Source organism: Streptomyces sp. NBC_01334, from assembly GCF_035983595.1.
Taxonomy (GTDB): domain Bacteria; phylum Actinomycetota; class Actinomycetes; order Streptomycetales; family Streptomycetaceae; genus Streptomyces; species Streptomyces coriariae.
On sequence record NZ_CP130718.1, the window covers coordinates 3,418,473 to 3,442,510 of the forward strand.

At 69.8% G+C, this 24,038-nt stretch carries 16 protein-coding genes and 1 pseudogene; 8 read left to right on the top strand and 9 right to left on the bottom strand.

All coding sequences use genetic code 11. The annotated features are described in order from the left end of the window. Positions 1–86 precede the first annotated feature (86 nt). Both OG736_RS15375 and OG736_RS15380 read left to right on the top strand, forming a co-directional pair. The gene (locus tag OG736_RS15375; RefSeq protein ID WP_327182948.1) at positions 87–587 is read left to right on the top strand and encodes an excalibur calcium-binding domain-containing protein; all 501 of its coding nucleotides are present in this window, start codon (positions 87–89) and stop codon (positions 585–587) included. Between the two features lie 204 nt (positions 588–791). Continuing rightward, positions 792–1,793, top strand: a complete 1,002-nt coding sequence (locus OG736_RS15380; RefSeq protein WP_327182949.1) for an alpha/beta fold hydrolase — start codon at positions 792–794, stop codon at positions 1,791–1,793. A 74-nt stretch (positions 1,794–1,867) separates the two neighbouring features. On the opposite strand, the gene OG736_RS15385 is transcribed toward OG736_RS15380, so the two are convergent. From OG736_RS15385 to OG736_RS15415, 7 genes and pseudogenes are all read right to left on the bottom strand, one after another. Next, positions 1,868–3,925 carry an FtsX-like permease family protein gene (locus OG736_RS15385; protein WP_442817169.1) on the bottom strand — a complete coding sequence of 686 codons (2,058 nt, stop codon included), beginning with the start codon at positions 3,923–3,925 and terminating at the stop codon, positions 1,868–1,870. A 239-nt stretch (positions 3,926–4,164) separates the two neighbouring features. Then, positions 4,165–4,794, bottom strand: coding sequence for an ABC transporter ATP-binding protein (locus tag OG736_RS15390; RefSeq protein ID WP_327187614.1), 630 nt, complete (start codon positions 4,792–4,794; stop codon positions 4,165–4,167). A gap of 121 nt (positions 4,795–4,915) precedes the next feature. Further along, positions 4,916–5,344: a hypothetical protein gene (locus tag OG736_RS15395; protein WP_327182951.1), complete on the bottom strand. Its 429-nt coding sequence runs from the start codon at positions 5,342–5,344 to the stop codon at positions 4,916–4,918. A 175-nt stretch (positions 5,345–5,519) separates the two neighbouring features. Then, positions 5,520–5,954 (bottom strand): annotated as a pseudogene (locus OG736_RS15400) (ATP-binding cassette domain-containing protein); the annotation flags it as partial. Positions 5,955–6,609: 655 nt separating this feature from the next. After that, complete coding sequence (locus OG736_RS15405; protein WP_327182953.1) at positions 6,610–7,191, bottom strand: hypothetical protein; 582 nt, start codon at positions 7,189–7,191, stop codon at positions 6,610–6,612. Positions 7,192–7,850: 659 nt separating this feature from the next. After that, positions 7,851–10,598: a pyruvate, phosphate dikinase gene (ppdK, locus tag OG736_RS15410; RefSeq protein WP_327182954.1), complete on the bottom strand. Its 2,748-nt coding sequence runs from the start codon at positions 10,596–10,598 to the stop codon at positions 7,851–7,853. 490 nt (positions 10,599–11,088) lie between these two features. Further along, positions 11,089–12,312, bottom strand: a complete 1,224-nt coding sequence (locus OG736_RS15415) for an ROK family protein (RefSeq protein ID WP_020132988.1) — start codon at positions 12,310–12,312, stop codon at positions 11,089–11,091. Between the two features lie 120 nt (positions 12,313–12,432). On the opposite strand from OG736_RS15415, the gene OG736_RS15420 reads away from it, so the two are divergent. From OG736_RS15420 to OG736_RS15430, 3 genes are all read left to right on the top strand, one after another. Further along, complete coding sequence (locus OG736_RS15420) at positions 12,433–14,151, top strand: MGH1-like glycoside hydrolase domain-containing protein (protein WP_327182955.1); 1,719 nt, start codon at positions 12,433–12,435, stop codon at positions 14,149–14,151. Then, entirely contained in the window at positions 14,148–16,097 is a 1,950-nt protein-coding gene (locus OG736_RS15425) for an amylo-alpha-1,6-glucosidase (protein ID WP_327182956.1), read from the top strand. The genes OG736_RS15420 and OG736_RS15425 overlap by 4 nt, the downstream gene beginning before the upstream one ends. 153 nt (positions 16,098–16,250) lie before the next feature. After that, positions 16,251–18,317 (top strand): CDP-alcohol phosphatidyltransferase, encoded by a 2,067-nt coding sequence (locus OG736_RS15430; protein ID WP_327182957.1) that lies wholly within the window; start codon positions 16,251–16,253, stop codon positions 18,315–18,317. A 20-nt stretch (positions 18,318–18,337) separates the two neighbouring features. Here the strand turns inward: OG736_RS15430 and dusB are convergent, their stop codons facing one another. After that, entirely contained in the window at positions 18,338–19,492 is a 1,155-nt protein-coding gene (gene dusB, locus OG736_RS15435; RefSeq protein ID WP_267020017.1) for a tRNA dihydrouridine synthase DusB, read from the bottom strand. Between the two features lie 207 nt (positions 19,493–19,699). On the opposite strand from dusB, the gene OG736_RS15440 reads away from it, so the two are divergent. Then, the gene (locus tag OG736_RS15440) at positions 19,700–21,145 is read left to right on the top strand and encodes an MFS transporter (protein ID WP_327182958.1); all 1,446 of its coding nucleotides are present in this window, start codon (positions 19,700–19,702) and stop codon (positions 21,143–21,145) included. On the opposite strand, the gene OG736_RS15445 is transcribed toward OG736_RS15440, so the two are convergent. Beyond that, entirely contained in the window at positions 21,135–22,160 is a 1,026-nt protein-coding gene (locus tag OG736_RS15445) for a helix-turn-helix transcriptional regulator (protein WP_327182959.1), read from the bottom strand. The two genes, OG736_RS15440 and OG736_RS15445, sit on opposite strands and share 11 nt — an antisense overlap. 101 nt (positions 22,161–22,261) lie before the next feature. Here OG736_RS15445 and OG736_RS15450 point away from each other — a divergent pair, with 101 nt between their 5' ends. After that, complete coding sequence (locus OG736_RS15450; protein WP_327182960.1) at positions 22,262–23,692, top strand: MFS transporter; 1,431 nt, start codon at positions 22,262–22,264, stop codon at positions 23,690–23,692. 114 nt (positions 23,693–23,806) lie between these two features. Then, the gene (locus tag OG736_RS15455) at positions 23,807–24,025 is read left to right on the top strand and encodes a hypothetical protein (protein WP_020132980.1); all 219 of its coding nucleotides are present in this window, start codon (positions 23,807–23,809) and stop codon (positions 24,023–24,025) included. Positions 24,026–24,038 lie beyond the last annotated feature (13 nt).

The window sequence follows — 24,038 nt, forward strand, 5'->3', positions numbered from 1 at the left end:
AAAGTAACAGAACGGCCACTCCTCCCACACCCCACGTAAAACGGCCATACCGTCGTCCCCTCACACCACAGCTCGGGGGGACACACATGAGCAACCCGTACACCACCGCACCCGCACCCGCCCAGGACTCCACTCCCCGATGGGCCAGAAAGAGATACGTCCTGCCCGCCCTCGCCCTGGCCCTGTTCATCGGCGCGGGCATCGGCGGAGCCGACGGTGACAGCACTACGGAGGCGAAGCCGACGTCGGCCGAACCGCAGCCCACGGTGACCGTGACGACCACGACGACGGAGACCGCCGTCCCCGAACCGGCGGGCACGGTGACCGCCACGGCGACGGAGACGGTGCGGGTGACGAAGACGGTCACGGCGAAGGCGAAGGCAGCGGCGAACGACGACGGCTCCGGATCCGACACCCCCGACGAGTCCGACGACTCCTCCGGCTCCTCCGGCTCCTCCGGCTCCGGAAGCGTCTACTACGACAACTGCACGGCCGCCCGCGCGGCCGGCGCCGCTCCGGTCCGTGTGGGTGACCCGGGCTATGGGCGCCATCTGGACCGCGACGGCGACGGCGTGGGCTGCGAATAGGGAACGAAGGCGCGACCCGCCGCCCCTGGCTCGGCTTCGCGCTCACGACTCGACAGCCGTCCGCGGTACGAGCAAGTCCAAGTCCTGGGCCCGGTACGGCTCGGCCACCGTCGGCCGTTTGCCGAACCGGCAACAGAATTCGCGACCTGCGCGCCGGGCCCGCACCCTCGGAACCGATGGACGATCTCAAGTCTTGGAGGGTCGATGCCGCAGCAGACCGCGAACGACGTGAAACACCGCATGGTCCCCTCGCCCGCAGGCCGTGTCCATGTGGTGGAGCAGGGCCAGGGCCCCCTGGTCCTGCTCGTGCACGGCTTCCCCGAGTCCTGGTACTCCTGGCGTCATCAGCTGCCGGCACTGGCTGCGGCCGGATACCGCGCGGCCGCCATCGACGTCCGCGGCTACGGCCGCTCCTCCAAACCCCGTGCCGCGGACGCGTACCGCATGCTGGAGCTGGTGGAGGACAACGCCGCGGTCGTCCAGGCCCTGGGTGAGCGATCCGCGGTGATCGTCGGTCACGACTGGGGTGCGACGATCGCGGCCGACTCCGCCCTGCTGCGCCCGGACGTCTTCCACGCGGTGGGTCTGCTGAGCGTCCCCTACACCCCACCGGGCGGACCGATGCCGAGCGAGGTCTTCGCACAGATGGGCGGGACGGGTGCGGCGGGTGGGGAGGAGGAGTTCTACGTCTCCTACTTCCAGGAACCCGGCCGCGCCGAGGCGGAGATCGAGCCCGACGTACGAGGCTGGCTCGCGGGCTTCTACGCCGCCCTGTCCGCGGACACGATGGCGGCGGGCTCCCCCGACCCCCACTTCGTCACCCGGGGCGGAAAGCTGCGCGATCGCTTCCCCACCGGGAGGCTCCCCGCCTGGCTCACGGAGGCGGATCTCGACGTCTACGCGGAGGAGTTCGAGCGAACCGGCCTGACCGGCGCCCTGAACCGCTACCGCAACATGGACCGCGACTGGAAAGACCTCACGGCCTTCACCGGCGCCCCGATCACCCAGCCGTCCCTGTTCATCGGCGGTGCCCTCGACGCCTCCACGACCTGGCTGGCCGCCGCGATCGAAGCATTCCCCACGACCCTCCCCGGCCTCTCCTCGTCCCACATCCTCGATAACTGCGGCCACTGGCTCCAACAGGAACACCCCGAACAAACCAACGAACTCCTCAGCACCTGGCTGTCCACCCTGCCGACGTCCTGACCCCCCACCCCCACAACAAAGGGCGGCACCCTCACACAGGGTGCCGCCCGAATCCACATCCGCCCTACCGACGATCAGTCGCGCCGAATCAACTCCGGATCGATACGCCGGCCGATCAGGGGCAGCGACCCGAGCGCGGCAAGGACCACGACGCCGAGCGCGGAAACGAGAAGCAGCGGCAGCCCGGCCCCGTCCCAGAAGACGGCCCCGCCACCGGTCACCAGGTAACTGGACTCCGCCATCTTCCCGGTCACCACCGCGAGCACGAGCCCGACGGTCAAGGGCAAGACAACCTGCGCGACCTGAACGGCCCGGAGAGTCCGGGGCCTGGCCCCGAGCAACGCCAGGGCAGTGACCTGCGGCCGGCGTTCCACGGCTCGATCAGTGGCGGCGACGAGATACGCCGCCACCCCGATGATCAGACCCAGAATCATGCCCACGGCGAGGAGGGTCTTGATGACGGTGATCTGCTGGAGAGCGGCGGCATCCACGCCGTCCGTCTCGACCTCGATCGTGGGGTCGACCCCCGCGATGCCTTCGAGTACGGAGCGCACGGTCTCGGGAGCGGCGCTGCTGAGGAGCTTGAGAGTGGCTCGGTCCTCGGGACGGAAGCCGGCGGGGAACAGGGACGGTGGGATCAGAACAGCGCCGCTGCTGACCATCTGTGCTGCCGTGTCGTCGTGATACTTGATCGTCTGACGCGGCACCTCCACATTGACGACCCGGCGCTCGCCTTCGGAGTTGCGCAGGTGGAAGGGGAACGTGCTTCCCGGCTTGCTGGCCTCGTCGTAGGTGTGACCCTGAACCATCAGCCGGGCGGGACGTCCGTCGACGCAGTTCTCGACCAATGACGCCATCCTGCGCAACTGCCCGCAAGTGGCGATCACGGCACTGATACTCGTCCACATCTCGCTGCTGGGTTCCGTCCACGACTGCGCCTGAACGGCGTGGCTACGGACGCCCGGGACCTTGGTGAGAGCCCGCTCCTTGCTCTCGGGAACATCGTCGAGCGCCACGGTGTAGAGCTGAACCGGCGAGGTGTTCTTGGAGACCTGGTTCAGCTCGATGAGCACGCCCTGCGTGAGTGACGCCGCGTAGACCAGCAACACCAGGCCGGTCGCCACGCGGAGAGCACCGCCCGGCTCCACTTCGTTGCGGCGCATGGCGAGACCCAGAGAAAGCGAACTCGTGACCCGGGCAACTGTCCGGGCCAGCGCGCGCGAGAGGATCGGCAACGACAGCACGAGGCCGGTACCGACCAGCACGACGGCGAGCGGCATCAGGATCGCGGAGAACGACGTGTCCGTGGGTACGTTCCCCGTCGCGCCGGCCACGCAGTATCCGATGACGATGCCCAGTCCGGGAACGAGCGGGAGCAGGCCCCACAGACGCGGCGGCTTCTCCACGGCACTGCGCCGCACGGCCAGCGGGTTGGCCGCGGCCTTCTTCGCTCCGGCCCGACCCACGAACCAGGCCAACGCCGGACAACCCACCAGACAGACGAGGAGCGCCGTCCCGGGCAACGCACCATCGGCCGGGTACCACTTGAACCCGGGCAGTCCCACCCGCGCAACCAGTTGATTGACGACCCAGTAGGCACCCAGACCGAGCACGGCTCCCAGCAACGCGGCAGCGACGGTCTCGGCCGCGTTGACACGCTGTGTGCCCTTCGTGCTCAGCCCGAGCAGGCGCAACGCGGCCAGCCGCCTCATACGGGAAGCGGCGGACAGCCGGGCGCACACGGAAAGAAACACTGCCAGCGGTAGCAGCACGACACCTGCCAAGGTGAAGCGCAGAATGTCGAGCGTGGAGGGCTCCACGGTCGGGAAGCGCGCATGTTTCCAACCGAATTCCGACAAGTGGCCACCCCCCTTCAGCTCTTCGGGGCTGGCGCCGACGTACGCATAGAGCTCGTCGGGCTGGGCCAGCCCCTGAGCGGAGATGAGCCCGACCTCGTTCCCGGGCAGAAGTTGAGCAAGGCCGGGATCTTTGTCCAGCAGCTCGTGCAGCCGCGGGGATACGAACACCTCACCAGGGCCTGGAAGTTCCGGCAGGCCCGGTGGCGGGGTGATGGGTGCGCCTGTCTGAGCCACGAAGATCCGGGTGAGGGGTTCGGAACCGTAGGGGTCCATTCGGGTGAGAGCCAAGCCATGCGCTCTCCTCGCTGTTGAGGTGCAGCTGCCCAGACCATTTGAGCAATCCGGCTCACGGGCCGCCTTTCGGGCATCCTGTGCCGCCAAGATTCCAGGAATCGCGAGTACAACAGCCAGACAGCACACACCGATCGCGCTGCCTACCACCATGAGCAAGAATCGAATTCGGTTGCTCCGGCCACTACCCAGCAATAGCCGCAAGCCCAGGAGAAGTTCCTTCACGACGCTTCCCGCACCTGAGCCGTCAGCGCGCCGTCGCACATGATGTAGCGGTCGTCCGCCCGGTCTGCCACCTGCGTGTCGTGAGTGACGAGCACCACGGCCGTTCCTTGCGATCGCGCCAGACTGAGGAATTCATCCAAGACAGCCTTGGCATTGCTGCTGTCGAGCGAGCCGGTGGGCTCATCGGCGAAGACGACGGCTGGTCTGTGCACCAACGCTCGGGCGACCGCCACACGTTGGCTTTGCCCCCCAGACACCTGCGACGGACGCCGCTCGCGTAGATCCGCGAGGCCGAGCCGCCCCAGGATCTCACCGGCCGCTGCGAGAGCTTCAGCCTTGCGTTGTCCAGCCAGTCGCAGCGGTAGCGCCGCATTCTCCTCTACCGTCAGCTCGGGTAGGAGTTCGCCGTATTGGAAGACAAATCCGAACCGCTCACGACGAAGCATGCTGAGTTCCTCGTCATTGAGAGCCCCGAGAGAGAGCCCGTCGAAACGGACCTCACCGCACGACACTGGGAGCACACCGGCCAGGCAATACAGCAGTGACGACTTCCCAGACCCACTCTGTCCCGTAATTGCCGCGACCTGTCCCCGCCCTAGCGAAAACTCCACGTTCCGGACTGCCAGCGTCTCACCGTAGAAGAGGTCAACCCCTTTGGCTGACAGGACTTCTGACGTCTTGATCTCGTTCTCCTATCAGGAGCACGAGCCCAGGTAGATACGCCTGGGCTCGAGAAGGCGGACAGGCTCAGCCACGGTCCCAGTCGTGCGTGAAGGTCTCGAGAGGTGCACAGTTGTCCGGACGGAGTGCGCCCCGGTCACGACACACTCGGAGCTTCGCCCTGCTGATGTATCGCTGGGCACCATCCCAATTCGACTGGTGCAGTCGAACCGAACTCCGCTGCTTTCCGTAGTACCTCACCCAGTCGTGCCCTTGGACCTGGACCTCGACATAGACGTTGTGGCGGTCTCCGGCGATCGTGTCAGTCATCCGGCCCCACCATTCGAAGGCACCGTGATTGACGCCGGGCCGGTTGAGTTTGTAGTGCCCTGCGCTGAACTCAACGCCCGTGGATTCGAGGTGCGGGATACCTCCCTCTGCTGGCGAAGCAACCGCCGCCACCGCCCCGCCGAACATCAGACCAACCGCAGCCAAGCCGAGCACTGCCCTCTTCATCCATACCTCCGTAACCATCAGCGACGTGACCATCGCTAGGAGTAACGGACTGTAGCGGCACGTAAGTTGACAGAAACGATCTATCGCCCCACAACCATCACATCAGGCGATCGACTTCCAGCCACGTCGCCACAGAAACGGCCACCCTCACGCCACCGGCAGCTGGGCGTACCGCTCAAGAAGCGATCCACGCGTAAGCGTCGGAAGGGGATTCCGCGAAGGCCGCGTTCTGGGAGCCGTGCAGGTGGGCGTAGGTGCCGCCGTGGGTGAGGAGGTCTAGGTGGCGGCCCGTTTCCATCAGGTGGCCGCGGTCGACGACGAGGATGCGGTCGGCGTCGGGAGCCAGGTTGAGGTCGTGCGTGATCATGATGGTGGTGCGGCCAGCCATGAGCCGGCGCAGCGGTTCGACGATGCGGCGGGTGGCGATCGCGTCCAGTCCGGTGGTCGGTTCGTCGAGGACGAGGACCGGCGCGTCCCGCAGCACGGCCCGCGCGATGGCGAGGCGCTGCAGCTGACCGCCGGACAACCGTGCGGAGTTGGGGTCGATCCAGGTGTCGTACCCCTCGGGCAGCGCGGTGATGAACTCGTGCGCGTCGGCCGCCCGGGCCGCCGCCGCGAGGAACGTGCGGTAGACCGTGGCGTGCACCGCTCCGCGGGCCTCGGTGATGCCGGCACTGAACAACGCGGACGCCGTGCCGATCAGCCCGGAATTGGTCAGCCTTGCGCTCGCTCGGAGAGTTGGAGATCCAATTGTTGAATTTGTTGCAGATGTAGAGACGTGGGCTGACCTTTTCTGGGGCGCTTATAACGGAGGAAAGCATCAAGCGAGCTACGATCCGGATCCGCGAGATATTAGAACTCTGGCCATCTCGGGAAATCTACTGCTCATGGCGTACCTTTTGCACCGCTGCGGAATGTCTAAGCGCGCTCTTGCTGATATGTTCCGAAGCAGAGTGAGCTATGAGCTCCGTGAGCGAGTTAAGAATTTGGTGCAGAATCCGCCAGTCGGTTTGCGGCCGAATTCGTCACGCTAGGCATGTGCATCCTGCTTCCAAGACTCCCACGACTCGGCACCCCCGCGAAGGGGCCCTGACGGGCGAAGCACAGGCGACAGGTCCGGCACGCGCCAAGCTGTATGGCCAACGGGCCCTATGCGGCGTGCCCTTGGGAGGCGGTTCCGGACTAACGCTTTGCCGGGGTTGCGACGACACGTCAGAAGCCGCAGGATCAGCACCTCTATCGGCAGGTATATACCGCTGCGACAGTCATGGGACGATAAATAGCCCCGGTTCTTTCAGCATGCTGACCTGAACCTTGCACTCCTTCAGGTTCAGAGTCACTACCTGCTTATCGAGGGCGGCAAGTGCGGCATCTACTCGATCTTCGGTCTCATCGTTCCTGTAGTCGTCCAAATAGATCGCTGACGAATAGAACCTGTACGCCTCACTGTAGGCGGCGCCAGCGGCATGAAGTTTATCGATTTCGCTTCGCTGTTCGTCGGGCTGCTCTAGTGCGCGCCAGCTTCCTACGAGGTGCCGCATGGATGCGGAGACCTCATCCGCATCGTCCGATGCAGCGGTTCGATCTACTTGCACGGGGTTGTACTTCCGTACTAGCTCCCAGTAAGACGCCCCAAAAGCCTCCATTTTCCGCTCAACTACCGGAAACTCCTGCTCGCAAATCGCGTCTGCCTTAGCTCGCCACTCGCTGAGCTTCGGGGCCCCGCTCTCGCAGCGCGTTAAGAAGAAAGCCAGGATGCCAATGGTTGCTGAGATGACGCCTACCCACCAGCCGATGTGGGTCCGCAGTCCACTTCCTCGTGATTCTGCCGAAGGCTCATCACCCATGACTGCCCCCTAGAGGCGAAACACAGTTTTAGTGTCCCCCTGCATGGCTGCATACGCACGTCGGCAGGAGGATTCACGTTCCCCTTTCAACTGCCCGTCAAGACAAGGCGAACTTAAGGTGATGATCACGCCCCGGCGACCCCGCCCTCCATGCTCGGCACCCGGATGCCCTGCGTTGACTGCTCCTGGTGGCCGCTGTGCCGCCCATGAGCGTGAGGCGAACGCACTGCGCGAGACACCAGGGACGAGCGCGTACGGCCGACGGTGACCGAATATCCAGCGCCGCAGCAAGCCAGCGATGGTGGCTGATCACTTCCTCGGAGTCGCGTCGCTCGCTGGTTGCTCGTGGCAAGCGGTGCTCGTCCGCCCGCCATCTAAGGGATGCCAATCAGGGCGGGGCCCCTCTGGTGACGGCTCGTGCCGGGATCCAGTCGCATGTGGAGGGCACAACGAGGGCACAACGGCGTCACGCAAGTTCAACGGCAACCAACGCCGGCAAACGGCATTCTTCCTGCTCAGCGCCGTGGCTTGACAGTCTCCGCAAGTGATGCACAAGAGGACGGCACCCCCGCACAGGGTGCCGTCCTCCTTGGTGCGCCGGGGCCGTCGCCGATCGGTGAGGGTCGGGGACCGGCGGCGGCTCCGGGGTTGTCGGGACGTCAGCGGTGGTCGCTGCCCGTCGACTGCGAGGCCGCCCGGCCCGCTTCCAGCCGCGCCACCGGGATCCGGAACGGTGAGCAGGAGACGTAGTCGAGTCCCACCTCGTGGAAGAAGTGGACCGACTCCGGGTCGCCGCCGTGCTCGCCGCAGACGCCGAGCTTCAGGTCGGGGCGGGTGGCGCGGCCGGCCTCCACCGCCAGCTTCACCAGGGAGCCCACGCCGTCCCGGTCGATCGTCTCGAACGGGCTGACGCCGAAGATGCCCTTCTCCAGGTAGGCCGTGAAGAACGAGGCTTCGACGTCGTCGCGGCTGAAGCCCCACACCGTCTGGGTCAGGTCGTTCGTGCCGAAGGAGAAGAACTGTGCCGCCTCGGCGATCTGACCGGCGGTCAGCGCGGCGCGCGGCAGCTCGATCATCGTGCCGATCGAGAGCTTCAGCTGGACGCCGGTCGCCGCCTCCACCTCCGCGATGACCTGGTCGGCCTCCTCGCGGACGATCTCCAGCTCCTGAACCGTGCCGACCAGCGGGATCATGATCTCGGCGCGCGGGTCGCCCTTCGCCGTCTTGCGCTCGGCGGCGGCCTCGGCGATCGCCCGTACCTGCATGGTGAACAGGCCGGGGATGACCAGGCCGAGGCGTACGCCGCGCAGGCCCAGCATCGGGTTCTGCTCGTGCAGGCGGTGGACGGCCTGGAGAAGCCGGAGTTCGTTCTCGTGGGGCTCCTGACGGGACTCCGCCAGGGCCACGCGGACCGACAGCTCGGTGATGTCGGGCAGGAACTCGTGCAGGGGCGGGTCCAGGAGCCGGACCGTGACCGGGAGGCCGTCCATCGCCGAGAACAGCTCCACGAAGTCCTGCTTCTGGAGCGGCAGGAGTGCCTTCAGCGACTCCTCGCGCTCGTTCTCCGTGTCCGCGAGGATCAGGCGCTCGACCAGCTCACGACGGTCGCCGAGGAACATGTGCTCCGTACGGCACAGACCGATGCCCTGGGCGCCGAAGCGGCGGGCGCGCAGCGCGTCCTCGGCGTTGTCCGCGTTGGCCCGGACACGCAGACGGCGCTTCCGGTCCGCGAAGGCCATGATCCGGTGGACCGCCTCGACCAGTTCGTCGGCGTCGTTGGCGCCCGCGTGCATCCGGCCCTCGAAGTACTCCACGACGGGGGACGGGACCACCGGGACCTCGCCCAGGTAGACCTTGCCCGACGACCCGTCGATCGAGATCAGGTCGCCTTCCTCCACCACGTGGCCGCCGGGGACCGTCATGCGGCGGCGCTTGGTGTCGACCTCGAGCTCCTCGGCGCCGCAGACACAGGTCTTGCCCATGCCGCGGGCCACCACGGCCGCGTGGGAGGTCTTGCCGCCGCGCGAGGTCAGAATGCCCTCGGCCGCGATCATGCCGTCCAGGTCGTCGGGGTTGGTCTCCCGGCGGACCAGGATGACCTTCTCGCCCGAACGGGACCACTTGACGGCCGTGTACGAGTCGAAGACCGCCTTGCCGACCGCCGCGCCCGGCGACGCCGCGATGCCGCGGCCGACCTGCTGGACCTTCGCCTCGTCGTCGAAGCGCGGGAACATCAGCTGGGCGAGCTGGGCGCCGGTGACCCGCTGGAGCGCCTCGGCCTCGTCGATCAGGCCCTGGTCGACGAGCTGGGTGGCGATGCGGAAGGCCGCGCCCGCCGTGCGCTTGCCGACCCGGGTCTGGAGCATCCACAGCTGACCGCGCTCGATGGTGAACTCGATGTCGCAGAGGTCCTTGTAGTGGTTCTCCAGCGTCTCCATGATCTGCATCAGCTGGTCGTACGACTTCTTGTCGATCGACTCCAGCTCGGCGAGCGGGACGGTGTTGCGGATGCCCGCCACCACGTCCTCGCCCTGGGCGTTCTGGAGGTAGTCGCCGTACACGCCCTGGTGGCCGGAGGCGGGGTCGCGGGTGAACGCCACGCCGGTACCCGAGTCGGGGCCCAGGTTGCCGAAGACCATCGAACAGACGTTGACGGCCGTGCCCAGGTCGCCCGGGATGCGCTCCTGGCGGCGGTAGAGCTTGGCGCGGTCGGTGTTCCAGGAGTCGAAGACCGCGTGGATGGCGAGGTCCATCTGCTCGCGCGGGTCCTGCGGGAAGTCGCGGCCGGCCTCGGTCTTGACGATCCGCTTGAACTTGGTGACCAGCTTCTTGAGGTCGGCAGCCTCCAGCTCGGTGTCGACCGTGACCTTCTTGGCGGTCTTCGCGGCCTCCAGCGCGTCCTCGAAGAGTTCGCCGTCGACGCCGAGGACCGTCTTGCCGAACATCTGGATCAGGCGGCGGTAGGAGTCCCACGCGAAGCGGTCGTCGCCGGCCTGCTTGGCGAGGCCCTGGACCGACTTGTCGGAGAGGCCGATGTTGAGGACCGTGTCCATCATTCCGGGCATCGAGAACTTGGCGCCGGAGCGGACCGAGACCAGCAGCGGGTCGTCGGCCTGGCCGAGCTTCTTGCCCATGCGCTGCTCCAGCGCGTCGAGGTGCGCACTCACCTCGTCACGCAGTGCCGCCGGCTCCTCGCCGCTGTCGAGGTAGACCTTGCAGGCCTCGGTGGTGATGGTGAAGCCCGGAGGGACCGGAAGGCCCAGGTTGGTCATCTCGGCGAGGTTCGCGCCCTTGCCGCCGAGGAGATCCTTGAGGTCCTTGTTGCCCTCGGTGAAGTCGTAGACGAACTTCACGCCCTCAACGGTCGCGGCCTGCTCGGCTACCTGGAGATCTTTGTTTTCCGACACGGGTCTCGACTCCTCGAGGACGCGGTGGCTGCCCTGACGGCCAGGAACATACCCAGATCGAAGGCTCCTGGGTACGTCCACTCGCGCGTCATGTGCCCGTAACCAACCGTCCGCCAGCGGATCGAAAGTCAAGGCTTGGCAAGCGCACGGCCGCGGATGTTTTCACTTCTTGAACGCAAGCACCTCCCGACCGCCTCTCACATGCCCCATATTACGCTCAGATGAGCACTGTGCGGCACGATTGATTTCGATCGATGAACGATCAAGGGGTGGCACTGAGTGCCACCCCTTGGAGAAGTGCAGTCGCTCTTGATTCGCTCATCTGAGCACTACCCCCCTCAGGGGTGGCGAGAATCACGCTGGAATCAGCCTTGTGCGGACGCCCCGATTTCACGATGCGGACGCACCCGAAGACCCGCCCAGGGGTGGAAACCTGCTCGTCACACGAGCATCCCGAGGGTTCCCGGGAGTCCCGTCACACGAGCGTCCCTCACACCCCGAGCGCCAGCAACCGCTCCTCGACCCGCTCCGGCGCGTACAGGTGCTCCACGACCAGCGCACCCGCTCCCACCAGGCCCGCCCGTTCCCCCAGCCGCGAGGTCACCACGTCGAGGTGGGCCGTGGAGCGGGGCAGCGCGCGCTGGTAGAGCAACTCGCGCACGCCCGTCAGGAAGGCGGTTCCGGCCAGATCCCCGGCGATCATCAGAACCCCGGGGTTGAGCAGCGTCACGACGGTCGCCAGTACGTCCCCGACCCTGCGCCCGGCCTCACGGGCCAGGGCGGCCGCCTCCGGGTGGCCGGCCGCGAGCAGGTCGCGCACATCCGATCCCGAGGACGCCGGGACACCCGACTCCGCCAGCCTCCGCGCCACGGCGCCACCGCTGGCGACCGCCGCGAGACAGCCGTAGGAGCCACAGCGACAGAGCGCCTCCGCGCCCACCCGGATGTGCCCGATGTCGCCGGCCCCGCCGTCGATGCCCCGGAAGATCGAGCCGCCGACCACGACCCCCGCGCCTATGCCTGTCGACACCTTGACCAGCACGAACGCCGAGCAGTCGGCGTATCCGGTGCGCTGTTCGCCGTACGCCATGAGGTTCGCGTCGTTGTCGACGAGGACGGGGACCGCCACCGCGCCGCCGTATCCGCCCGCGTTCCCGCCCGCCGTCCGTTCGGTGAAGGCGCGGGACAGCCGGCCCCTTATGTCGTAGCCGTCCCAGCCGGGCATGATCGGTGGCTGGACGACCCGGCCGGTCTCGCTGTCGACCGGGCCGGGCACGGCGAGTCCGATGCCGCACACCTCGTCCGGCCGGTGGCCCGCCTTCTCCAGCAGCTCGGCGAACCAGCCGCCCAGCTCGCCGAGCACCGCGTCCGGCCCGTCCTCGATGACCAGCGTGCCGCCGTGCTCGGCCAGGATCTCCCCGGTCAGCGTCAGCACGGCCGCCCGCGCGTGCCGCGTGTCCAGGTCCGCCGCCAGGACGACGGCGTGGGCGTCGTCGAACTCCAGGGTGATCGAGGGACGGCCGCCCAGCGGGGAGTCGACCGGGCCGCCGGCCCCCTCGCGCAGCCAGCCGGCGCGGAAGAGCCGGTCCAGGCGCTGGCCGACGGTGGCGCGGGAGAGGCCGGTGGCCTGCTGGAGGGCACCACGTGTCGTCGCCCGTCCCCTGCGCACCAGTTCGAGCAGATCTCCGGAGCTGGCCTGGCCTCGTCCCGTCATGCGCACCCCCTTGTGTTTCTCAAGCCTGCATTACATATTGAGTTTTGCGTGTTAAATAGACGTAACCCTATGGTAGCCACTGCCGAACCGGTCGGCCTTGTCGTCTTCGGGGAGCCCCGAGTGGATCGCACCGCCCAGCTCATCGCCCGCCCGGCGGAGTACGCCGTTGCATACGATCCGGCGGGTCCGCCGGGTCCGCCGCAGCTCGGGGCCCCGGCACCCGGGACTCCGCACCTCGCGGCTCTGCGCCGCAGGGCGGCGAGCGTGCTGGCGGGCAACTGGACGGGTTCGTCGACGGTCCCCTCACCCGGTCTGTACCCGCACCAGTGGTCCTGGGACTCGGCCTTCATCGCCATCGGCCTGCGGCACCTCTCGCCGCGCCGGGCGCAGACGGAGCTGGAGACGCTGCTGGACGCCCAGTGGGGCGACGGGCGCATCCCGCACATCGTGTTCAACCCCTCCGTGCCGCTCGACGCGTACTTCCCGAGCCCGGACTTCTGGCGCTCCTCGACCGCGGGGCGCGCTGCGGGCGCCCCGCGCACCGTACAGACCTCCGGCATCGTGCAACCACCGGTGCACGCGCTCGCGGCCTGGCTGGTGCACTGCGCCGACCCGGGACTCTCGCGCGCCCGCGGTTTCCTCACCCGGGTGTACCCCCGGCTGGCCGCCTGGCACCGCTATCTCCTGCACCGGCGCGACCTGGGCGGGGGCGGGCTGGTGTCCGTCGTCCATCCGTGGGAGCAGGGCATGGACAACGCGCCGAGCTGGGACGCGCCGCTCTCCCGGGTCGCCCCGGCCCCGGCCCGCTCGTTCCGGCGCGCCGACCTCGACCACGGAGCGCCCGAGGACCGTCCGACGGACCTGGACTACGGGCGGTACGTGCGGCTGGCCACGGAGTACCGGGACGGCGGATACCGCGACGGCGGAGTGCGCGACAGCGCGTACGGCGAAGGCGGGGTGCGGGACGGCGGACACCTCGACGGCCGAGTACGGGACGGCGGACACGGCGACGGCAGGGACGAGGACGGGCGCAAGCAGGACCGCAGGAACGCGGACGGCAGGCCGCAGGGCGGCGGGCTCGAGGACGCGCCCGGTGCGGGGGGCCAGGGCGGCTCCGGGGGCGCGGAGTTCGCCGTCGAGGATCCCGCCTTCAACGCGCTGCTCATCGCCTCCGAGCACGCCCTCGCGCGCATCGCGTACGAGCTGGGCGCGACCGGCACGGCCCGGCACGCGCGCGCGGAGCGGCTCACGGCGGCGCTCGTCGAGCGGCTGTGGGACCCGGTGGAGGGCATGTTCTTCTGCCGTGATCTGCGCGGCGGGGATCCGGACCCGGGCAGGCGCCCGCTCACCGGCGCCCTCGTCCCGGAGCGGGGCGTCTCCGGCCTCGTCCCCCTTCTCCTGCCCGGCCTGCCACGCGAGGTGGCCTCCGCTCTGGTGCGCACCCTGCGCGGCCCGCACTTCGGCCTGGGCACCACCACCCGTCTCGCGCCCAGCTACGACCTGCTCGGCGAGGCCTTCGACCCGCACCGCTACTGGCGCGGCCCGGCCTGGTTCAACACGAGCTGGCTGCTCGAGCGGGGCCTCAGGCTGCACGGCGACCAGGCCGGCGCGGACGCGCTGCGCCGGGCCGTGCTGGACATCGCAGACACCTCCGACTTCGCGGAGTACGTCGACCCGTACACCGGCGAGGCCTGCGGCGCGACCGGCTTCAGCTGGACCGCGGCGCTCACGCTCGACCTGCTGCACGACGACACCACGTCAGGCACGGGTGTCATGGCCGGCCCGGGAATCCCGGCCGGCACGGGTATCACGGCTCTCAAGGGAGGGGACCGGGGATGACGGACCGGCATCATCTGCTCGTGTACGGCGGGACGTTCGCCGCCGTGGGCGACCGCGGGGACATCAGCGGCGTACGGGGCTCCGGGGTGGCCACGGGATCCCCCGAAGGGTTGTTCGTACGGGACGCCCGGCACCTCAGCCGCTGGCAGCTGACGGTCGACGGCGCCGTGCCGGAGGTGCTCTCGCCGGTCGCGGACGGGGACACCACGCGGTGCGTGCTCGTCCCGCGCGGCGGCCGCAACGAGCCGCCGTCCTGCACGCTGTTCCGTGAACAGGCCGTCGGTGACAGCTCGTTCGTGGAGTCCCTGCGGGTGGTCAGCAACCGCCCGGTGCCGACGACGGTCCGCCTCGCGGTCACCGCCGACGCCGACTTCACCGACCAGTTCGAACTGCGCTCCGACCACCGCACGTACGCGAAGACCGGCGTCGTCCGCCGCCGCCAGATCCTCGACGACGGCGTGGAGTTCACCTACCGGCGCGGCGAGTGGAAGTCCTGTACGACGGTGACGGCCGAGCCCGTGCCGGACGGCATCGAGGAGACCGGCACCGGCGCCCGCCGGCTGGTGTGGAAGCTGGAGCTCGAACCGCACGGCTCCGCCGAGCTGACCCTGCGGGTGATGGCCCGGCCGCACGGCGAGAAGCGGGCGCTGCGGGTGCCCCGCTCACCGGCCTCGGTCACCGGACAGCTCCTGTCGCAGGAGGGCGAGTTCGTCGAGGGCGTGGCCTTCCCGACCGGCTGGCCCGAGCTGGCCGCGGCCTGTGCGCGCGGTCTCGCGGACCTGGCCTCGCTGCAGGTCCAGGCGACCGGGCCGGACGGCGAGGAGCTGCGCGTCCCGGCGGCGGGCGCCCCCTGGTTCCTCACCCTGCTGGGCCGGGACGCCCTGCTCACCTCGCTGTTCGCCCTCCCCTACCGGCCCCGCCCGGCCGCCGCCACGCTGCTCGCGCTCGCCGCGGCCCAGGCCACCGAGACCGGGCCTCGGACGGTGTCCCAGCCCGGCAAGATCGTGCACGAGGTGCGGCACGGCGAGCTCGCCCACTTCGAGCAGGTCCCGTACGGCCGCTACTACGGCTCGGTGGACGCGACCCCGCTGTTCCTCGTCCTCCTCGGCGCGTATGTCGAGCAGACCCGTGATGTGACGCTGGCCCGGCGGCTGGAGCCGCACGCCCGCGCGGCGATCGGCTGGATGCTGGATCACGGCGGGCTCACCTCCCGCGGCTATCTGGTGTACCGGGCCGACCAGGGCGGTCTGGCCAACCAGAACTGGAAGGACTCCCCCGGCGCCATCTGCTCCGCGGACGGCACCCGCGCGACCGGAGCGGTGATGGCGGCGGGGGCCCAGGGCTACGCGTACGACGCCTTGCGCCGCACGGCATGGGTGGCGCGCACGGTGTGGGAGGACGAGAAGTACGCGGCCCTGCTGGAACAGGCGGCCGCCGACCTGCGGGACCGGTTCCAGCGGGACTTCTGGATGCCGGAGCGTTCCTTCCCGGCGATCGCCCTGGACGGCGAGGGCCGCCAGGTCGACGCGCTCGCCTCGGACGCCGGGCATCTGCTCTGGTCGGGCCTGCTGGACAAGGAGTACGGGAAGGTCGTCGGCCGGCGGCTGCTCGAACCGGACTTCTTCTCCGGCTGGGGCGTACGCACTCTGGCGTCCGGGCAGCCGGCGTACCACCCGCTCTCGTACCACCGCGGTTCGGTCTGGCCGCACGACAACGCGCTGATCACGCTGGGCCTCGCCCGCTACGGCCTGCACGACGAGGCCCGTACCGTCGCCCATGCGCTGGTCGACGCGGCGACCGCGACCGGGCACCGCCTCCCCGAGGTTCTCGCGGGCTACGGCCGTGACACCCACGCGGAGCCGGTACCGTACCCGCACGCGTGTGTACGGGAGTCCCGTTCGGCGGCGGCCCCGTTGGCGCTGCTCACGGCGGTCGGGGGCGCGTGACCGGCTGCTTGGCGCGCCGTTTGCGCGGTGTTTGCCGAGCGCTGGCCGAGGGCGGCTGAACGCGAGCCCGAGGCAGGCCGTACGAAACTGTGGCGGATCCGGCCCCATGCCGGATCCCCCGAACCGCCGGGCTTCGTACGGAAGGACCCTCGGGTGCCTGTCACCACTCGCTCATCCCAGCCGCCCACACCGCAAGACCCCGAGACCCTGCCGGCGGAGACTGCGTCAGCCGAGACCTCATCGGAACGGCCCCCGGCCGCCGCGGGCGAGCCCGACGAGGGCGGCAAGCCCACCGAGGTCGGTGAGGCCGCCGAGGCCGGCAAGCCCACTGAGTCCACCGAACCCGGCGACCCGAACAAACCCGCCGAACCTGCCGAGGTCCCCGACGCCGGCGAGGACGGCGAGGCCACCGAGTCCAGCAAGCCCGCCGAGCTGGTCGAGCCCGGCAAGCCCACCGCGGCCACCGAGTCCGGTGAGTCCGGTGAGTCCGGTGAGTCCGGTGAGGTGGGCAAGCCCGCCGAAGCCAAGCCTCGGGGGATTCGGGCGCGGGTCTCGTACTGGCGTGGGTGGCGGGGGCGGTATCCGCGGGCCGCTCGGGTCGTGTGGTGGGCGGTGACCGTCGCTTCCCTGCTGCTCGTGTTCGGGGCGCTGTCGCTGCCGAATCGTCTCTTCGCGTTGCACCTGAGCCGGTTCGTGCGGCTGCCGGGTGAGGCGATCATCGGCGCGGCCGCGCTGCTGGCGCTGCCGCGTCGGCCCCGGGTGGCGCTGGCGGCGGTGGCAGGCGCGGCCCTCGGCGCGCTGACCATAGTGAACGTGCTCGACATGCAGTTCGTGGAGTACCTGGGCCGCCCCTTCGACCTGGTCCTGGACTGGATCCTGCTGGACGACGCGCAGTCCTACGTGGCGGACTCGATGGGCGGGACCGTCGCGTTGGCCGCGACGATCGGGCTGATCGTCCTCGTCGTGCTGATCATGGCCGTCATGGCGCTGGCCACGGTCCGGCTGAGCGGCATCCTGGTGCGCGACACCCGGCGGGCGACCCGGGGCACGCTGATCGCGGGCACCGTCTGGATCACCTGCTCGGTCCTCGGGGTCCAGTACGCCGGGCTGCCGGTCGCCTCCGACCAGGTCGTGAACTCGCTCACCTCCGAGGCCAGGCGGGTGCGGGCGACCCTCCAGGACGAGGCGACGTTCGGGAAGGTGGCCCGCAGCGACACGTTCGGGGCCACCCCGGCCGCCCAGCTCGTGCCGGACCTGCGCGGCAAGGACGTCATCTTCGCCTTCATCGAGAGCTACGGCCGCAGCGCCGTCGAGGACCCGGGCATGGCGCCGGGCGTCGACGAGACGCTGGACACCAGCACCGCGGCCCTGACGAAGGCCGGCTTCAGCGCGAAGAGCGGCTGGCTGACCTCGGCGACGTACGGCGGCAGCAGCTGGCTCGGCCACTCCACCACCCTGTCCGGCCTGTGGGTCGACACCCAGCAGCGGTACCGCACGGTCATGGCCAGCGACCACCTGTCCCTGACCAAGGTGTTCCAGAAGACCGGCGCCTGGGACACGGTCGGCATCATGCCGGGTGTGCAGAAGGGCTGGCCGGAGCAGAAGTTCTATGGCCTGGACAAGGTCTACAACGCCTTCCAGATGGGCTACCAGGGGCCGAAGTTCAGCTGGTCGACCATGCCCGACCAGTACGCCCTGGAAGCCTTCCAGCGGCTGGAGCACGGCCGCACCGACCGCGACAAGCCGCTGATGTCGGAGATCATCCTGACCTCCAGCCACCAGCCCTGGGCGCCGATCCCGAAGATGGTCGGCTGGGACGAGCTCGGCGACGGCTCGGTCTTCGAGGACATCCAGGCGGACGGTGAGAAGGCGTCCGACGTCATCGCCGACTCCGGCAAGTCCAAGAAGGAGTACGGCAGGTCCATCCAGTACTCGGTGACCGCCCTCACCCAGTGGCTGGAGCGCTACGGCACCGACGACACCGTCCTGGTGTTCCTCGGCGACCACCAGCCCATCAGCCGGGTCAGCGGCAACAACGCCAGCCGGGACGTGCCGGTCTCGATCGTCGCCAAGGACCCGAAGGTCCTCGACAAGATCGCCGCCTGGAACTGGACGGACGGCCTGAAGCCGGCTCACGACGCCCCGGTGTGGAAGATGAGTTCCTTCCGCGACAGGTTCCTGAAGGCGTACGGCTCGACCCCGCACCCGTCCACGGGCTGAGCGTCCGACGGGGCCTCGCGTCAGCCGCCCGAGGTGTCCAGTTCCGCGTCCTCGCTGATGCCCGCGCAGTCGTACGGGTCCTTCAGCCAGCCGTCCGGCAGCACGACCCTGTTGTTGCCGGAGGTGCGGCCCCGGGGGCCGTCGGCGCCGGTGGGCCAGGGCTGGTCGAGGTCCAGCTCGTCGAGGCCGGCCCGGAGTTCGGCGAGCGACGAGGTGATGGCCAGCCGCTTGCGCATCTCGGAGCCGACCGCGAAGCCCTTGAGGTACCAGGCGACGTGCTTGCGGAAGTCGATGACCCCGCGCGGCTCGTCGCCGATCCACTCGCCGAGCAGGGTGGCGTGCCGGACCATGATGTCGGCGACCTCGCGGAGCGAGGGCCGGGCGATGTCCTCGGTCCGTCCCTCGAAGGCGGCCACGAGGTCGGCGAACAGCCAGGGCCGGCCGAGGCAGCCGCGTCCGACGACCACGCCGTCGCAGCCGGTCTCACGCACCATGCGCAGCGCGTCCTCGGCCGACCAGATGTCGCCGTTGCCGAGGACGGGGATCTCCGGGACGTGTTCCTTCAGGCGGGCGATCGCCTCCCAGTCGGCGGTGCCGCCGTAGTGCTGGGCGGCGGTGCGTCCGTGCAGCGCGATCGCGGTGACGCCCTCCTCGACGGCGATCCGGCCCGCGTCGAGGTAGGTGATGTGGTCGTCGTCGATGCCCTTGCGCATCTTCATCGTCACCGGCAGGTCGCCGGCCCCGCTCACCGCCTCGCGCAGGATCGCCCGCAGCAGGGGGCGCTTGAAGGGGAGCGCGGAGCCGCCGCCCTTGCGGGTCACCTTGGGGACCGGGCAGCCGAAGTTCAGGTCGATGTGGTCGGCGAGGCCCTCCTCCGCGATCATGCGGACGGCCTTGCCGACGGTGGCCGGGTCGACGCCGTACAGCTGGATCGAACGCGGCTTCTCGGTCGCGTCGAAGTGGATCAGCTGCATGGTCTTCTCGTTGCGCTCGACCAGCGCCCGGGTCGTGATCATCTCGCTCACGAACAGTCCCTTGCCCCCGCTGAACTCCCGGCACAAGGTCCGGAAGGGAGCGTTGGTGATCCCGGCCATGGGGGCCAGGACGACCGGCGGGGTGACGGTGTGCGGGCCGATCCGGAGGGTCGCGTTCTTCGTGGGCGCGGTCGTGGGCATCCACCCATTGTCACGCATCGGACGGTGTGCCCGGCCGCGGGTTTCCCGCGCCGTCCCCCTCCCCCGTACCCGCGCCCCCTCTCCGCCCGCACCCCCACACCCCTGCCCGCACCCGTATCCGCACTGGTGACCACCCCGTGACCACAGGCAGCTCATGTAGCGACCATTAGTTAGGCGCACTATTGATATCGGCGTACGATGAACCGCATGCCCGAGCTCAGCCCTCGCCGACGTCTGCTGGTTCTCGCGATCTGCTGCATGAGCCTGCTGATCGTGAGTCTCGACGTCACCGTCCTCAATGTCGCCCTGCCCGCGATGCAGAGCGATCTGCACGCCTCCACCGCCGGCCTCCAGTGGACGATCGACGCGTACACGCTCGTGCTGGCCGTGCTGCTGATGCTGGCGGGATCGACCGCCGACCGGATCGGCCGCAAGAAGGTCTTCATGGCCGGGCTGGTCGTGTTCACGATCGGCTCGCTGCTGTGCTCGCTCGCCCCGAACCTGGAGCTGCTGATCGCGGCCCGGATGGTGCAGGCGGTCGGCGGCTCCATGCTGAACCCGGTCGCCATGTCGATCATCACCAACACGTTCACCGACCCCCGCGAGCGGGCCCGTGCCATCGGGGTGTGGGGCGCGGTCGTGGGCATCTCGATGGCCGCGGGCCCGCTGCTGGGCGGACTCCTGGTGGAGTCCGTCGGCTGGCGGTCGATCTTCTGGCTCAACCTGCCGATCGGCCTGGTCGCCCTGCTGGCGACCCTGCGGTACGTCCCCGAGTCCCGCGCGCCGAAGGCCCGCCGTCCCGACCCGGTCGGCCAGCTGCTGGTCATCGCCCTGTTCGGCCCCCTCACCTACGCGATCATCGAGGCGCCGGAGGCGGGCGCCTCGACCAGCCTTCCCTTCGCCGCGATGGCCCTGGCCGCGCTGATCGGCCTGCTTTGGTACGAGCCCCGGCGCGATGAACCCCTCGTCGACCTGCGCTTCTTCCGGTCGGTCCCGTTCAGCGGGGCGACCGTGGTCGCGGTCGGCGCGTTCGCCGCGCTGGGCGGGTTCCTGTTCCTGTCCACGCTGTACCTCCAGAACGTACGGGGCCTCGACGCCCTGCACGCCGGGCTGTGGATGCTGCCCATGGCCGTGCCGATGTTCCTGTGCGCCCCGCTGTCCGGACGGCTGGTCGGCAGCCGGGGACCGCGGCTGCCGCTGCTGATCTCGGGCGCCGCGATCACGACGAGCGGGCTGCTGTTCGCCGTCTTCGAGGCGGAGACGTCCGACGTGACGCTGTTCCTCGGGTACGTGCTGTTCGGCGTGGGCTTCGGGTTCGTGAACGCGCCGATCACGAACACGGCGGTGTCCGGCATGCCGCGCGGTCAGGCGGGCGTCGCGGCGGCGGTCGCCTCCACCAGCCGCCAGCTGGGCCAGACGCTGGGCGTCGCGGTGATCGGCGCGGTCCTCGCGGCAGGCGTGAGCACCTCGGCGTACCGCGACACCTTCGTCTCCGCCGCCGTCCCCGGCTGGTGGATCCTCACCGGCTGCGGTGCCGTCGTCCTCGTCCTGGGCGCCGTGACCACCGGATCCTGGGCCCGCCGGACGGCGGAACGGACCGCGCGGCGGCTGGAGTCGCCGGAGATCCGGGAGGCGGCGAGCCTCAGCGCCTGACCCCGCGCTCCACGGCCTCGGCGCCCTCCGCGGTCCCCCCGCTCTCCTCGGCCTCCGCGGAAGGCACCTGCGCGAACGCGTACAGCTTCTCCAGCCGTTCCCGCGTCACCTCGTCCGCCGGTGCGTACGTCACCAGCCGCGCCCCGAGTTCCGGGCTCAGCCAGAGGTCGGTGTGGGTGAGGTCGAGGAGGCCGACGTGCGGGTTGCGGAACTGTTTGGTCTTGCTGCGGGTCGCGACGACCTCGTAGCGCTCCCAGTTCTCGCGGAACTCGGGTGACTCCGCCTGGAGCCGCTTGACCAGCATCTTCCAGGCGGGCTCGGTGAGATGGCCGGCCATGGAGGCGCGGAGCTTCGCGGCCATCAGGCGCATGGTCTCGTCGAGGTGGACGACCGACTCGCGCCACTGCGGGTGGGTGTGGACGAGGATCATGCAGTTGCGGTCCTCGGGCGGGATCGCGTCGAGGTCGCAGAGCAGACGGGCGTAGGTGCGGTTGTAGGCCAGGATGTCGTAGCGGCTGTTCTGGACGCAGGCCGGCAGCGGGTCGAGCTGGTCGAGCACCTCGCGTACGGCGTCCGTGACCCCGGCGCACGACGAGGCGGGGGTCGGGTCGGTCGCGGCGGCCAGCTGGAACAGGTGCGCCCGTTCGCTCGGGTCGAGCAGCAGTGTGCGGGCGAGGGCGTCGAGGACCTGGACCGAGACCTGGATGTCCCTGGACTGTTCGAGCCAGGTGTACCAGGTGACGCCCACCGCCGAGAGATGGGCGACCTCCTCGCGGCGCAGCCCCGGGGTCCGGCGGCGCGCTCCGCGCGGGAGACCCACCTGCTCGGGCGTGATCCGCTCACGGCGGCTGCGCAGGAAGGCGGCCAGCTCGTGGCGCCGGATCTCCGAGCCGCCGGCCTCGCGCGGCTCGCGGGCCTCCCCCGCCTCGCGGACCCCCTGGACCTCACGGTTCCCCTGGGTCTCACGGATCCGCCGGGCCTCGCGCGCGTGTGTTTCCTGGGCCATCGTCGTCATGCCTCCAGCGTGCGGCCGCCCGGACCCTGTTGCCAGGTACTCCTTCTACCAGGATAAGAAGCATCTGGTACCCGTCTGAGCGGCGGCGCAGGCTCGGGAACGTGACTGAAACCATCGCCACCCCAGCCGCCGCACGGACGGTCGCGGCGCCCCGCGCGCTCGGCTCGCTCGGGCTGTTCACCGTGCTGCTCGGCGCGGCACTGCCGCTGATCGACTTCTTCATCGTCAACGTCGCCCTGCCGACCATGGGCCGGGATCTCGCCGCGAGCGAGTCCGTCCTCGAACTCGTCGTCGCCGGGTACGGGCTCGCGTACGCCGTACTGCTCGTGCTGGGCGGCCGGCTCGGTGACCTGTTCGGCCGGCGCCGGCTCTTCCTGGGCGGCATGGCCGCCTTCGGCCTGACCTCACTGGCCTGCGGACTCGCGCCGGACGCGTGGTCGCTGGTCGCGGCGCGGGTCGCGCAGGGCGCGTCGGCCGCCGCGATGGTTCCGCAGGTGCTGGCCACCATCCAGTCGTCCACCGAGGGGCCGCGACGCGCCAAGGCGATGAGCCTGTACGGCGCGACCGCCGGGCTGGCCATGGTCGCGGGCCAGATCCTGGGCGGCGTGCTCGTCGCCGCGGACCTCGCCGGCAGCGGCTGGCGGTCCGTGTTCCTCGTGAACGTCCCGGTCGTGGTCGTCGGGCTCGTCCTCGCCGTCCGTACCGTCCCGGAGACGCGCTCGCAGCACCCCGAGCCCGCGGACGGACCCGGCACCGTGCTTCTCGCCGCCGCCCTGCTGACGCTGCTCGCCCCGCTCACCGAGGGCCGGGCGGCGGGCTGGCCGCTGTGGACGTGGCTGTCGCTGGCCGCGTTCCCGCTGGTGACGGGCGCGTTCCTGGCGGTGGAGCGGCGGGCCGACCGGCAGGGCCGTACCCCGCTGGTGCCGCCGAGCCTGTTCGCGCTCACCACGCTGCGGCGCGGTCTGACGATCATGGTGCCGTTCGCGATCGGCTTCAGCGGGTTCATGTTCGTCATCGCCGTGGCGCTCCAGAGCGGGGCGGGGCTGGGCCCGGTGCCGGCCGGTCTGGCGCTCGCGCCGATGGCCCTGGCCTTCCTCCTCGTCTCGCTGGCCGGGCCACGGCTGGTGGCGCGGTTCGGGGCCCGAGTGGTCACGGCGGGCTCGGTGGTCCAGGGCGTGGGGGTCGTCCTCATCCTGCTGGCGGTGCGCGCCGACTGGCCGGACGTCGGCTTCGTCGAGCTGCTGCCGGGCGCGGCGGTCGCCGGTGCGGGGCAGGCGCTCCAACTGCCCGTCGTCATGCGGATCGTGATGTCCGAGGTGCCGCCGGCCCGCGCGGGCGTCGGCAGCGGGGTGATGGTGACCACCCAACAGGCCTCGCTGGCGCTGGGTGTGGCCACTCTCGGCACCCTGTTCCTGTCCCTGGTCCCGGGGATGGGCATGCGGGACGCCCTGGTCACCACGCTGGCCGTGCAGTTGGGCGGGGTCGTCGTGACGGGGCTGCTGAGCCTGCGACTGCCGCGCAGGGTGGGGTGACTCCGGCGCCCCGGACCGGCCTCGGGAACGGCTTGGTCAACTCGACTGGACGAAACCCCCGTTGATGTTGGTATTGCTGCACACTCCTTGCTGGCCGAGATTTCGGGAGGCGTGGTGCTGGAGATCAACACGAGCAAGGTGAGCCGCTGGGACCAGCACGGGCGGGAGCATGTCGTCAGAGTGCGGCGCGCGGGAGTGCAGCGCACGATCAGATGTGACACCTGCGGCTGGCGCAAGGGGGCGCAGTTCCTGCCCTGGCTGAAGGCCGAGGAACACCTCGCCGAGGCGCATCAGGCGACGGTGGATCCCTCGGAGGGCCGCGAGCCGCGATGACTTCCGGCCGTCC